The organism is Streptomyces dioscori, from assembly GCF_003024195.1.
Classification (GTDB): domain Bacteria; phylum Actinomycetota; class Actinomycetes; order Streptomycetales; family Streptomycetaceae; genus Streptomyces; species Streptomyces dioscori.
In genome coordinates this window covers 873,840-885,916 of sequence record NZ_KZ679038.1, presented here as the reverse complement: position 1 = coordinate 885,916, position 12,077 = coordinate 873,840, and the positions used below count along the sequence as shown (strand labels likewise).

Sequence of the window (12,077 nt, the reverse complement as noted above, 5' to 3'; positions counted from 1 at the left end):
GTGTCACTTCCTGCCGAGCCGTCCGACCGCCGGCAGCAGCGGGACGTCGAGCGCGTCGTACAGTCCGGGCTCCGCCGCCACGAGCCATTCGATCGCGCCCACCAGCCGGCCGACCGCGGTGGCGTTCCCGCCCGCGGACCGGTTCTCGCCCTCGTCGGTCGCCTCGACGGTGATCTCGATCCGCGGGCGGCCCTCGATGATCACGCGATGGGCCCCGTCGCCGTTCGGTGGAACCGGCCAGTCCGGCGCGCAGGACGGATGGATCCGGGTGACGTGCTCGATCACGATCCGGGGCTCACCCTCGACGACACCCTGCACCTCGAAGCGCACCGCGCCCTGGGTACCGGCCTCGAACTCGCCCATCGTCCTGGTGCGCACGGTGGTGTCGAGCGGCCGGCGCTGCAGGGTCTCGCGGATCTCGTCGATCTCGACGCCCAGCGCGCGGGCCATCAGCCGTATCTGCCCGCCCCACACCATGGCCGGGATCGACGGGGCGAGCATCAGCGGCTCGTAGTCCATCGGCTGCCCCATCCCGACCAGGAACCGCACCGACTCCTCCTGCTCGTACGTGGAGTAGTCGAAGATCTCCTGGCAGCGGATGCCGTCCACGACCGTACCGAGACCGCTCATCAGCAGGGGCAGGACGTCGTTGCCCCAGCCGGGGTCGACGCCGGAGACGAACAGCGACCCGCCGCCGTCCGCGACGGCGGCCAGCACGGGGTCACGGAACTCGGGCGGCGCGTTGCGCTGGTCGTAGAGCGGATACAGCGACGGGGTGACGACCACGGCGCCGCCGCGGATCGCCCGGCCGATGTCGGCCAGCGCCTCGTCGGGCCGGATGTCGCCCGAGGCCGCGTACACGACGGCCCGGGGGGCCGCGGCCAGTACGGCGTCGATGTCGTCGGTCGCCGCGACGCCGAGGCCACGGCCGAGACCGCCCAGCTCGCCCGCGTCGCGCCCGACCTTGTCGGGGCTGTGGACGAGCACGGCCGCGAGATCGAGCGCCGGATGGGCCTCGACCGCACGGATCGCGGCGCGGCCGACGTTGCCGGTACCCCAGACCACCGTGGGAATCATGCGCGGAGCGTAACCTGACGAGTCGTCAGTTTCCATAGTCCTGCACGGACCTCACCACCCGCTTCGCGTGGAGCGCTCCCACGGGAGCTCCGGAAGGGCCGGCGGCCCGTAGGTAACGGTTTTCCGGCGGTGCGGCCGTGCCGTTGCCTGACGGGCCTTGCGTGATAGTCTTGATCCAGTTGCAGTTGTAGTTCCCGCACACTTCAAGTGCCGCAGGCGAATTCGTATTCGTCGGGCACTTTTGTATTTCCGGCGTTCCATTCCGGACGGGGTCAATTGCGGCGTCACAGGGGTCCACACAGTGCGGGCCCCCGGGTACTGCCCCGAAAGGGATATGACATGGCTAGTGGAACCGTGAAGTGGTTCAACTCGGAAAAGGGCTTCGGCTTCATCGAGCAGGACGGCGGCGGCCCCGACGTCTTCGCCCACTACTCGAACATCGCCACCCAGGGCTTCCGCGAGCTCCAGGAAGGCCAGAAGGTGACCTTCGACGTCACGCAGGGCCAGAAGGGCCCGCAGGCGGAGAACATCGTTCCTGCCTGATGTTGTAGCGCACAAGGCAGCTGGGGTCCCACTGAGCGTGGGGCCCCAGCTTGTTGCTTTTTCAAAGGCCTGGGGGACCGCCCCACGGGCCCACCGACGGCCGGCCCGGTGCACGAGTACTCCGCACCCCCGATCCGGCCGTTTGATCCGCCCCGGTCTCCATTCCGGGAATTCCCGCCGCCCGACACCGTCTCCCGGTGTGCCGAGTCGGCCGGGCAGGCCTGCTTTTATTTGCATCCGGCTCGTTCTTGCAATTCGTTCGGCTCGTACATGCCGAGAATTCCTCGATACGTGCCATATCGAGGAAGGTTCTTGATGAACCGCTCAGCTCGTACCAATGATCGTTTCTCAAACAACCGCAAGGACGGCTTCGGCGGCTCCGACCGCGGCGGCCGGTCCCGCTCGCAGAGCCAGGGGCGCCCCGTGGGCCGCTCCGGCGGCAGCGGACGGCGGCCCGCGCCCCTGCAGGGGGAGTTCGCACCGCCGGCCACCCTCACCCCGGCCCTCCCGGCGGTGTCGACCTTCGCCGAACTGGGCCTGCCCGCCGAGCTGCTGGAGACCCTCACCGGCCTCGGCGTGGAGGAGCCCTTCCCGATCCAGGCCGCCACCCTGCCCAACTCCCTCGCGGGCCGCGATGTGCTGGGCCGTGGCCGCACCGGCTCGGGCAAGACGCTCGCCTTCGGCCTGGCGCTCCTCGCCCGCACGGCCGGCCGGCGTGCCGAGCCGAAGAAGCCGCTCGCCCTCGTTCTCGTCCCCACCCGTGAGCTGGCCCAGCAGGTCACCGACGCACTCACGCCGTACGCCCGCGCCCTGAAGCTGCGGACGGCCACCGTGGTGGGCGGTATGTCGATCGGCCGGCAGGCCGGTGCGCTGCGCACCGGCGCCGAGGTCGTCGTCGCGACCCCCGGCCGTCTCATGGACCTCGTCGAACGCAAGGACTGCCGTCTGGACCGGGTCGGCATCACCGTCCTCGACGAGGCGGACCAGATGGCCGACATGGGCTTCATGCCCCAGGTCACCGCCCTCCTGGACCTCGTGAAGCCCGACGGCCAGCGGATGCTCTTCTCGGCAACCCTGGACCGCAACATCGACCTCCTGGTCCGCGGCTACCTCCACGACCCGGTGGTCCACTCCGTCGACCCGTCGGCCGGCACCGTCACCACGATGGAGCACCACGTGCTGTACGTGCACGGCGCCGACAAGTACGCCACCGCCACGGAGATCGCCGCCCGCGACGGGCGCGTGCTGATGTTCCTCGACACCAAGCACGCCGTCGACCAGTTCACCAAGCACCTGCTCGGCAGCGGTGTGAAGGCAGCGGCCCTGCACGGCGGCAAGTCGCAGCCGCAGCGCAACCGCACCCTGGCCCAGTTCAAGAGCGGCGCGGTCACCGTCCTGGTGGCGACCAACGTGGCGGCCCGCGGGATCCACGTCGACGACCTCGACCTCGTCGTCAACGTCGACCCGCCCGGCGACCACAAGGACTACCTGCACCGCGGCGGCCGTACGGCCCGCGCGGGCGAGTCCGGCAGCGTCGTCACACTGGTCATGCCCAATCAGCGCCGCGACATGACCCGGCTGATGTCCGACGCCCGTATCCGCCCGCAGGTCACCCAGGTCCGCTCCGGCGAGGCCGAGCTGAGCCGCATCACCGGCGCGCAGAAGCCCTCCGGTGTCCCGATCGCCGGGAGCGGCCAGACCGCGGAGCGCCCGCCGCGCGGCGGCGCCCCCTTCCGTGGCATGGGCACCCGCCCTGGCCGGTCCGGCGGGGAGTCCCGCAGGACGGCCGAGGCACGACAGACGGCGGAGGCCCGCAAGGCCGCCCGGATCCGCCGGGGCGTGTAGCCCGCCCGTACGTGTAATCGCACGTCAGTGCGGGTGTGTGGCGCTTCGAGCGGCGGTGAGCGCTGAGATCCACCATTCTGGACGCAGATGCGATCACAATGCCCACATTGGGGAAGTCGAGTCCCATGACTGAATCAGAGTTCCCGCCGGAAAGCCGCCCCGTCGACCTCTACCTCGATCTTCTGCGTGTCCGTATGAACCCGACGGACTACGCGATGCTGCTGCGCATGGTCGAACCCGTCCTCGAAGCGATGCAGGAGCAACGCGCCGGACCCATCGAGCTGAGCCTCGACGGCGAGGAGGGTTCCAAGGTGTCGCAGGAGGTCCGTGACGAGGCGTCCCTCGTCGTGGCGGTCGCCGTCACCGGGCGCATGGACAACCAGATCGTAGAGATCGAGACCGAGCAGGGCGGACCCGTCAGGGTCGTGACGGACTCGGGCACCGCGGCCGATCCCGCCCGGTGCCAGGAGATCGCCGACTTCATCGGTGAGCGCCAGCGTCAGGACGAGGAGCTGCGCGGCATCGCCGAGGTGAGCGGTCTGCCCACCGACGTCTGACACCCGACCGTCCCCCCGGCCGCCCGGTGCCAGACGCGTCACACGGCACCGGTTCCCGCCCTGCCCGGAGCACGGCCCTGCGATGCTGGCGCCCGTGTCGATCACTTCGTCCGTGCCGGAACCCATCACGCCCGACGCCCCGCTCGTCCTGCGCCGCCCCCTGCTCACCCAGCAGTGGCTGGACCTGACCTTCGTGCACTGGGCCGCGGACCCGGCGACCGTGGCGGAGCTGCTGCCGGCGGGAACCGTCCCCGACACCTTCGACGGCGTCACCTACGTCGGCCTGGTCGCCTTCCGCATGCACCGGGTGGGCTGGCTCGGGCTGCCCGGCGTGCCCTATCTCGGCTCCTTCCCGGAGACCAACGTGCGGCTGTACTCGGTCGACGCGTACGGGCGACGCGGTGTGGTCTTCCGCTCCATGGACGCCTCCCGGCTCGTCCCGGTGCTCCTGGGCCGCCTCGGTTTCCGCCTGCCGTACGTGTGGTCCCGTATGTCCGTGCGGACCGGCGAGGACACGGTCGGCTACACCAGCGCGCGGCGACTGCCGGGCCCACGCGGCGCGTACAGCCGCCTCGTCGTCAGGCCGGGGGAGCGGATAGCGGAACCGACCGGCCTCGAACACTTCCTGACCGCCCGGTGGGGCATGCACAAGCCGACCTTCGGCGACGCCGGGTTCCTGCCGAACGACCATCCGCGCTGGCCGCTGCACCGCGCGACGCTGGTCGAGTGCGAGGAGAACCTGGTCGGCTCGGCCGGTCTGCCTGCGCCCGTGGGCGACCCGGTGAGCGTGCTGTACTCACCGGGAGTGCCCGTACGTCTCGGCCGCGCGACGGCGGGCCCGCCGCGCCGATGAGGGGCGGCCCCGCCGCAGGTGACCGGATGATCGACGGTGGCGACCTGGCGGTCAGCGGTTGTGGTCGGGCTTCGCGCGGCGGGTGGCGAGCAGAAGCGCTATGTCGTCCGGGCGGTTCGCCACGTGGCGGGCCTTCGCGGTGAGCCGGTCGGCGACCCCCGCGAGCGACCGTCCCCCCGGCCGGCCGGCGGGGGAGCCCGCCCGGGCCAGGGCGACGCGCAGCGCGGTGATCCCCTCGTCGATGTCGACGCCGGGCGTCTCGACCAGACCGTCCGTGTAGAGCGCGAGGATGGCGCCGGGGTCCAGCTGCAGTTCCGTCACCGGGTACCGGGCGTCCGGATCGACCCCGAGGACGACACCGCCGGGGATCTCCAGGACATGCGTACGGCCGTCCGGGAAGCGCAGGATCGGCGGCGGATGACCTGCCCTGGCCACCCGGGCCTGACCGGTGAGTGGATCGAGACGGATGTAGCAGCAGCTGGCGAACAGGCCGGGGTCGAGGTCGATCAGAAGATGGTTGGTGCCGCTCATCACCTCGTCGGGCGGCCGGTCGCCGAGCGCGAACGCCCTGACGGCGCTGCGCAGTTGGCCCATCGTGGCGGCGGCCTGGACGCCGTGTCCCTGGACGTCGCCGATGACCAGCGCGAGTCCGTCGCCCGACTCGACGACGTCGTACCAGTCCCCTCCCACGTCCATCCCCTGGGTGCCCGGCAGATAACGCCCGACCGTCTCCACCCGGGGATGGGCGGAGAGGCGCCGGGGGAGGAGCGCCTGCTGAAGTCCGCGGGCGAGGGCGGCCTCGGTGTCGTAGCGCTGGGCCTTCTCCATGGCGTGGGCGATCAGCCCGGCGAGGGCCGTGAGCACCGTGCGTTCCTCGGTGCTGAAGCTTCTGGGGCGGTCGAAGCCCAGGATGCAGGAGCCGACCGGGCGTCCGGAGGCGATCAGGGGCAGGAAGGCGCGGGAGCCCTCGGTCGCGTCGAGGGGGACGCCCGGATAGGCGGTCGCGAGCTGCTGCATCGACTCGAAGAAGAGCGGGCGGCCACTGGTGAGGGTCTCCACCCCGGGCAGCCGCGCGTCGAGGCCGACGCCTTCGAACGGCGCGAGGAACCCCTGGGGGAAGCCCGTTTCCCAGGCCAGGTACAGGTGCCGGTCCTGGAGCAGGTAGATGGCGAGCCGGCCGCCTCCGAAGGCGGGCAGCAGTTCCTGCATGACGACCGCGGACACCTGGCGTGCGGTGACCGCCTCGGTCAGCGCGATCGCGAGGACGATCGGCCGGTACAGCGGCGCCATGGAGGTGACCTTGGCGGCGGCCCCGTCGGGCAGGGGCACACCGGCCGCCGAGGACCCCTCGGACGGGGGCGCGAGTCCGGGAGCCGGGTCGGCCACCCGGTTGGCGGGCACGACGGTGCAGGTCAGGATGTCGGGTCCGGGATAGACGGAGACCGCGAGCCAGTCGCCGCCCCCGTGGAACTCCGGGGGAGCGTCCTCGCCGTACCGCAGGGGGCGTACGACGTGGAAGTGCACCGGCTCCAGGGACAGCAGGGCCTCGCGCAGATGGTCCTCGTAGGCGGAGCGCTCCAGCCACGGCACCTCCTCGCCCAGGGGGCGGCCCAGGAGGCGTGTCCGCGGGCGGCCCAGGAGCCGGGCGGCCTGCTCGTTCGCGTAGACGATGAGCCCCAGCCGGTCGAGGCAGAAGACCCCCTCGGGGAGCAGGTCGGCCGCGCCGTCCGCCGCCGAACCGATGTCCGGGTCGAGGACGAGGCCCCGGACCGCGCACGGCCCGGGCGTCAGGGCGGTGTCCTCCGGGTTCCACAGCTCCAGCAGCCGCAGGCTGCCGTCGGACGCGTGCACCGGCAGGGGGAGGGGCGGCGGCCGTCCCGCGGCGGTCTCCCGTAAGGCGGTCAGGATCTGATGGGAGTCGGCGGCGGCCACGGCGTCGGCGAGCGCCTGCGGGGTGTCCGTGCATCTGCCCGGTGCCACGCCGAGCAGGGCGTGCAGCCGGCTGTCCGCGGTCACGACGTCGGAGGCCGGGTCCCAGGTGAACCGTCCGATGCGCCCGGCGGGAGGGCGCGTGGCCGGTGGCCGTACGCAGAGTGGTTCGCCGTCCCAGGCGATGTCCGGCTCGCCGTCCTCCTCCAGCTTCCACAGGGCCTGGCCCAGGTCCTCGGCCAGCTGGGCCATGCGGTCACGGTCGGGCAGGACCTCGGTGGCGTCCGAGGCGGAGGGCCGCAGGATGGTCAGCACGCCGTACGTCGTCGACCTGCCCACGACCGGCACGTACAGGGAGCCGAACTGGAACGGCAGGCTCGCCGCGAACTGGGGGTAGCGGCGCATCGTTTCTGTCGCGTCCGGGAGCACCACCTGGACGCCCAGCCGGAAGGCGTCCGCCACGGGGAACCTGCGGTCCACGTGCAGCCGCCACCACGGGCGGAACAGGGGACCCGGCAGCCCGGAGAGCACGGCCAGTCGCAGCAGCCCCGGGGTGCCGGAGCGCAGGTACACCCCGCCCGCGAAGCCGCCGGCCGCGCTGATCGCCTCCGTGGTGACCCCGGTGAGCAGCGGGTCCAGGCGTCCGGGGATCCGGGTCTCGTGCTCGGCTCTCCCAGTCATCGGCCCTACCTCGTCCGTGCGCCGCCCGGGTGGCTGACACAGCAAGAATGCGCCACGAGGCCCCCCGCCTGCACCCGGGAGAGGCACTGTGCGTGTGAATTCGATGAGGCTACCGGGGTGTGCGCGAACCGTGGGCGTCCGGTGGGGACTGCTGTTCCCCGATTCACCCGCCCCTGGGGCCGGAAGGCACGAGGTGCGGGGAAAAGAGGCTGGTCGGGTGCCTTGTCGACCTGTCGCGCACGACAGCCCGCATTTCCCGCCGAAGGAGGGGAACGTGGAACGTGGATCACATACGAACCGGGAGAGGCGGACCGGAACAGCTCGCGGAGCAGATCCCGCGGCGGATCCGGTCGAGGGAGCGGCCGCATGGGATCAGGACAACCGCGGAGTGTGCCGCGGGCTGCCTGTCCCGTGCGGCTCGTACCCGCCCTCGACAACCCGGCGCAGCCTCGTGAGGAGTCCCATGACTACGTACGTCATCACCGTCCCCGGCACGTTCGTCAACGGCGTGGACGACGCCGCGCGCTCCGACGTCGAGCGCAGGCTCCGCCCCCGGGACCCGAAGAACACGGACCTGGGGGAGAGTGAGGAGCTGAGTCTGCTGACGGTCGAGGAGGGCGGCATGTTCTCCGCCCGGATCGAGGTCGAGGCGTCGGACCAGGCGAGCGCCGAGGCCGAAGCGGTCCAGCTGATCTCGCGGGCCCTGCGCGACAGCGGCTTCCCCGAGAAGGACGCCCCGCTGGGCCCGGCCTTCGTGACCGGCATCGACCGCGAGTTCTGAGACGGCGAGTTCCGGGACCGGGAGATCTCTGAGCCCGCGAGCTCTGAGGGCGGGCAGGCCGGTTCAGGTCCGTCCCCCGGCACGACGGGGGACGGACCGCCCGCGGCAGTCACCGGGAAGCATGACAAATCCGCGCGCATCACCTCTAGGCTCGGAGCAACACACTTCGCAGGCTTCGGCCGTGCACGCGCGGGAGTTGCGGATGGACTACTACGACCTCGGTACCCACGGCCGTGTGGTGACCACCGCGTCCCCTCAGGCCCAGCTGTGGTTCGACCGCGGGCTGGTCTGGTCGTACGCCTTCCACCACGAGGAGGCCGTCGCCTGCTTCGAGGCCGCCGCGGCGGCGGACCCCGACTGCGCCATGGCGTACTGGGGCATCGCCTACGCCCTCGGCCCGAACTACAACAAACCCTGGGATTTCTTCGACGGCGAGGACCTGGTCCGCACCGTCGACCGTACGCACGCCGCCGTGGAGCTGGCCCAGGAGAAGGCGGCCGGTGCCACCCCCGTCGAACAGGCACTGATCGGCGCGCTGCGTGTCCGCTATCCGCAGGCGAAGGCCGTCGAGGACTGCTCGGTGTGGAACGAGCCCTACGCGGACAGCATGCGCGCCGTTTACGCACTCGCCCCGGACGACCTGGACGTGGCCACGCTCCACGCCGACGCGCTGATGAACCTCACCCCCTGGCAGCTGTGGGACCTGCGCACGGGCGAGCCGGCCGACGGTTCACGCGCGGCGGAGGCCAAGGAGGTGCTGGAGCGGGCGCTCGCCACCGACGCCGGGGTACGGCACCCGGGACTCCTGCACATGTACATCCACCTCATGGAGATGTCCTCGGCCCCCGAGACCGCGCTGCCCGCGGCGGACCGGCTGCGCGGCCTGGTGCCCGACGCCGGCCACCTCCAGCACATGCCCACCCACCTGGACGTGCTGTGCGGCGACTACCGGCGGGTGGTGGCCGACAACGGCACGGCGATCGCCGCCGACGAGAAGTACCTCGCGCGGTCCGGGGCGATGAACTTCTACACGCTGTACCGCTCGCACAACTACCACTTCCGGATCTACGGGGCGATGTTCCTCGGGCAGTCGGGGACCGCTCTGGAGACCGCCGCCCAGCTCGAAGCCTCCATCCCGGAGGAACTGCTGCGGGTGCAGAGCCCGCCCATGGCGGACTGGCTGGAGGGCTTCCTCGCCATGCGGGTGCACGTCCTGATCCGGTTCGGCCGCTGGGCCGACATCCTGGACCTGACGCTGCCCGCCGACCCGCGGCTGTACTGCGTGACGACCGCGATGCTCCACTACGCCCGCGGGGTCGCGTACTCGGCCACCGGCCGGATCGCCGACGCCGAGGCCGAGCGCACGCTGTTCAGGGAGGCGGTCGCACGGGTTCCGGAGACCCGGATGCTGTTCAACAACACCTGCGCCGACATCCTCGCGGTCGCGTCGGCGATGCTCGACGGCGAACTGGAGTACCGCAAGGGCAACTTCGAGGCCGCCTTCGCCGCCCTGGAGCGGTCGATCGAGCTGGACGACGGCCTCCCCTACGACGAGCCCTGGGGGTGGATGCAGCCGACCCGGCACGCGTACGGCGCCCTGCTCCTCGAACAGGGGCGCGTCGCCGAGGCGGAGGCGGTCTACCGGGCCGACCTGGGGCTCGACGACACACTTCCCCGCGCTCTGCACCACCCCGGCAACGTCTGGGCCCTGCACGGCTTCCACGAGTGCCTGGTCCGGCTGGGCAGGGCGGGGGAGGCGCGGATCGTGGCCCAGCAGCTGAAGATCGCCGCGGCCGTGGCGGACGTACCGGTCGAGGCTTCGTGCTTCTGCCGCCTCGCCGGCGACGCGCCCGCGGCCGACGCACTCGCCGGCGACGCGCCCTCCGGGAGCGGAGTTCCCGTCAACGAGGCCCCGGGCGGGGGTTGTTGCTGACGGGTCGCCGCTTCCTCTTGTCGCCGTCCGATGGCTGACCGTACGCTGACAAGTCATAGAACTTCGGACGTGATTGACCGGGGGAACCGTCATGTCCTGGCAGCGCAACGACTTCAACGACGGATTCGTCATACCGCCGATGCCGACCGCGCCACCGCCCGCACCCGCGGACGGCTGGAGAGCCGCCGGTGTGGCACTCCTGAACCTCAGCGGACTGGGCCTCGGTTACGCGCTGGTGCGCCGCTGGTGGCTGATGGCCGCCTGCTGGGTCGCGACCGCGCTACTGCTCCTGGTGGCGCTGCCCGCGGACCCGGACGGTGTACCCGGCGGAGCCCTCGTCGCGTACCTCGTCCTTCTCGCGCTCGCGGCCGTCCACGGCGCGGTCGTGGGGCTGCGGACCCGGCTGATGTGGCCGCCCGCGGCCTGGATCGCCGTCGTCCTCGGCATCGTGCTCCTCGCCGTGCCCGCCGGAGGTGTCGCCCTGTACGGCGGCGCACGCGACGAAGCCACCGAACAGATGCTCCTGGACCGACTGGAGCGCGCCGACGAACTGGTCAAGGCGGCCGGGAGACAGCAGTTCCAGAACGCGGAGTCCGACTACCGCAAGGCCCTGACCGTCTACAGCGATCTGCGCAGCGACCACCCCGGCTCACGGGCGGCCGAGCGGGTCCCCGACCGGCTCAAGACCTACTACACCACCGTCGCCTCCGCCTACGAGGAGAAGAACTACTGCACCGCGGTGGCGCCCCTGAAGTACCTGCGCACGGTCCCGCGCACCATGGACGAGAAGGAACTCGGCACACTGGCGACATGGCCCGACGACCGGCTGGCCACCTCGCTCTACGAGTGCGGCACGCAGTCGCTGTCCGGCGGAACCGCGGAGTGGGCGACGCACTACGGCGAACTGCTCCGGACCTTCCCGAAGTCCGGACAGAGCGCGAAGGTGGGGTCCTCGGTCGGGACGGCCGTCGACAAGGCCGTGAAGGACGTGCGCGGAGACGATCCCTGCAAGGCCGTCGAGCGCCTCGAATCCCTGAACTCCCAGATCGTCGGACTGCCCGGAGAGGACGCCGGGCAGGGCCGGACCCTCACCAGGAACGCCGACCGGGCGGAGAAGAACGCGGAGTCGGGTACGTACGACTGCGGAGTGGACCAGTACAAGGACGGCAGTTTCGCCGAGGCCGTCACCACCATGAACGACTTCGTCAAGAACGCCGGGGCGCACAAGAACGTGGCCCGCGCCAAGAAGATCGTGATCGCCGCCGAGGTCGCCCAGACCGTGCCCGCCGCGGGCAAGCGCCTGCCCACCACGGCGTCCGGCGGCAGCATCTCCGTCACCGTCAAGAACGACAGCCCCGACGACATCAGGGTGCTGTACACCGGCCCGGTGACGGGCAGCTTCACGCTCAAGGCCTGCGGGAAGTGCACCTCCTACTCCCTGACCAGCACGATCACACTGGGCTTCAAACCGTGCAGCGACAGCGGCAAGAACTACCCGCAGCGGACCATCCGGCTGCCCGTCGGCACGACGTACTTCGTGCATAAATCCACGAGCGGTATCGGAAACACTCCGGCCTCGGACACCGCCAAACTGTCGTCCGGCTACATCTACACCGAATGCGCGTATACGACGAAGTACGGCTACTGACCCGAGACCAAAAGGGCGATATGCGTCGGCCGCCAGAATTGCGCTGATCCCCGGCCGGATCCTCGCAGGCCGGACCAGGCACTCAGTGCCTTCTGCGGGCCTGGTGACGGGTGTGTGGGGATTCTGTGACCCATTGCCGGGGCGGGGATGCCGGGCCGGTCGGCGGGTACGAATCCGGTAAACTCGTGGATCTTGGTTTGGCTTGCAGACGTATCTATTGCGCAATAGCT

General features: G+C 71.1%; 9 protein-coding genes. 7 read left to right on the top strand and 2 right to left on the bottom strand.

The window, feature by feature from the left end; genetic code table 11:
* Positions 1–3: 3 nt before the first annotated feature.
* The gene (locus C6Y14_RS03865) at positions 4–1,077 is read right to left on the bottom strand and encodes an NAD(P)H-dependent amine dehydrogenase family protein (RefSeq protein ID WP_107014975.1); all 1,074 of its coding nucleotides are present in this window, start codon (positions 1,075–1,077) and stop codon (positions 4–6) included.
* A 339-nt stretch (positions 1,078–1,416) separates the two neighbouring features.
* On the opposite strand from C6Y14_RS03865, the gene C6Y14_RS03860 reads away from it, so the two are divergent.
* The 4 genes from C6Y14_RS03860 to C6Y14_RS03845 all read left to right on the top strand — a co-directional run bounded on the left by C6Y14_RS03860 (position 1,417) and on the right by C6Y14_RS03845 (position 4,875).
* A complete protein-coding gene (locus C6Y14_RS03860; protein ID WP_107014974.1) occupies positions 1,417–1,620 on the top strand; it encodes a cold-shock protein in 204 nt (67 codons plus the stop codon).
* Between the two features lie 315 nt (positions 1,621–1,935).
* Positions 1,936–3,465 carry a DEAD/DEAH box helicase gene (locus C6Y14_RS03855; RefSeq protein WP_107014973.1) on the top strand — a complete coding sequence of 510 codons (1,530 nt, stop codon included), beginning with the start codon at positions 1,936–1,938 and terminating at the stop codon, positions 3,463–3,465.
* Positions 3,466–3,590: 125 nt separating this feature from the next.
* The gene (locus C6Y14_RS03850) at positions 3,591–4,022 is read left to right on the top strand and encodes a hypothetical protein (RefSeq protein ID WP_107014972.1); all 432 of its coding nucleotides are present in this window, start codon (positions 3,591–3,593) and stop codon (positions 4,020–4,022) included.
* Positions 4,023–4,104: 82 nt separating this feature from the next.
* Positions 4,105–4,875, top strand: coding sequence for a YqjF family protein (locus C6Y14_RS03845; protein WP_107014971.1), 771 nt, complete (start codon positions 4,105–4,107; stop codon positions 4,873–4,875).
* Positions 4,876–4,926: 51 nt separating this feature from the next.
* On the opposite strand, the gene C6Y14_RS03840 is transcribed toward C6Y14_RS03845, so the two are convergent.
* Positions 4,927–7,485, bottom strand: coding sequence for a SpoIIE family protein phosphatase (locus C6Y14_RS03840; RefSeq protein WP_107014970.1), 2,559 nt, complete (start codon positions 7,483–7,485; stop codon positions 4,927–4,929).
* 463 nt (positions 7,486–7,948) lie between these two features.
* Between C6Y14_RS03840 and C6Y14_RS03835 the strand changes: the two genes are divergently transcribed.
* The 3 genes from C6Y14_RS03835 (at position 7,949) to C6Y14_RS03825 (ending at position 11,847) form a co-directional block, all read left to right on the top strand.
* Positions 7,949–8,266 carry a hypothetical protein gene (locus tag C6Y14_RS03835; RefSeq protein ID WP_107014969.1) on the top strand — a complete coding sequence of 106 codons (318 nt, stop codon included), beginning with the start codon at positions 7,949–7,951 and terminating at the stop codon, positions 8,264–8,266.
* Positions 8,267–8,468: 202 nt separating this feature from the next.
* Positions 8,469–10,199 carry a tetratricopeptide repeat protein gene (locus tag C6Y14_RS03830; protein ID WP_107014968.1) on the top strand — a complete coding sequence of 577 codons (1,731 nt, stop codon included), beginning with the start codon at positions 8,469–8,471 and terminating at the stop codon, positions 10,197–10,199.
* A gap of 91 nt (positions 10,200–10,290) precedes the next feature.
* Positions 10,291–11,847 carry a hypothetical protein gene (locus C6Y14_RS03825; protein WP_225890866.1) on the top strand — a complete coding sequence of 519 codons (1,557 nt, stop codon included), beginning with the start codon at positions 10,291–10,293 and terminating at the stop codon, positions 11,845–11,847.
* Positions 11,848–12,077 lie beyond the last annotated feature (230 nt).

Coding starts and splice junctions, on each gene's coding strand:
- C6Y14_RS03835 (WP_107014969.1), top strand. CDS start 7,949: ATGACTACGTACGTCATCACCGTCCCCGGCACGTTCGTCAACGGCGTG.
- C6Y14_RS03840 (WP_107014970.1), bottom strand. CDS start 7,485: ATGACTGGGAGAGCCGAGCACGAGACCCGGATCCCCGGACGCCTGGAC.
- C6Y14_RS03865 (WP_107014975.1), bottom strand. CDS start 1,077: ATGATTCCCACGGTGGTCTGGGGTACCGGCAACGTCGGCCGCGCCGCG.
- C6Y14_RS03850 (WP_107014972.1), top strand. CDS start 3,591: ATGACTGAATCAGAGTTCCCGCCGGAAAGCCGCCCCGTCGACCTCTAC.
- C6Y14_RS03825 (WP_225890866.1), top strand. CDS start 10,291: ATGTCCTGGCAGCGCAACGACTTCAACGACGGATTCGTCATACCGCCG.
- C6Y14_RS03855 (WP_107014973.1), top strand. CDS start 1,936: ATGAACCGCTCAGCTCGTACCAATGATCGTTTCTCAAACAACCGCAAG.
- C6Y14_RS03860 (WP_107014974.1), top strand. CDS start 1,417: ATGGCTAGTGGAACCGTGAAGTGGTTCAACTCGGAAAAGGGCTTCGGC.
- C6Y14_RS03830 (WP_107014968.1), top strand. CDS start 8,469: ATGGACTACTACGACCTCGGTACCCACGGCCGTGTGGTGACCACCGCG.
- C6Y14_RS03845 (WP_107014971.1), top strand. CDS start 4,105: ATGCTGGCGCCCGTGTCGATCACTTCGTCCGTGCCGGAACCCATCACG.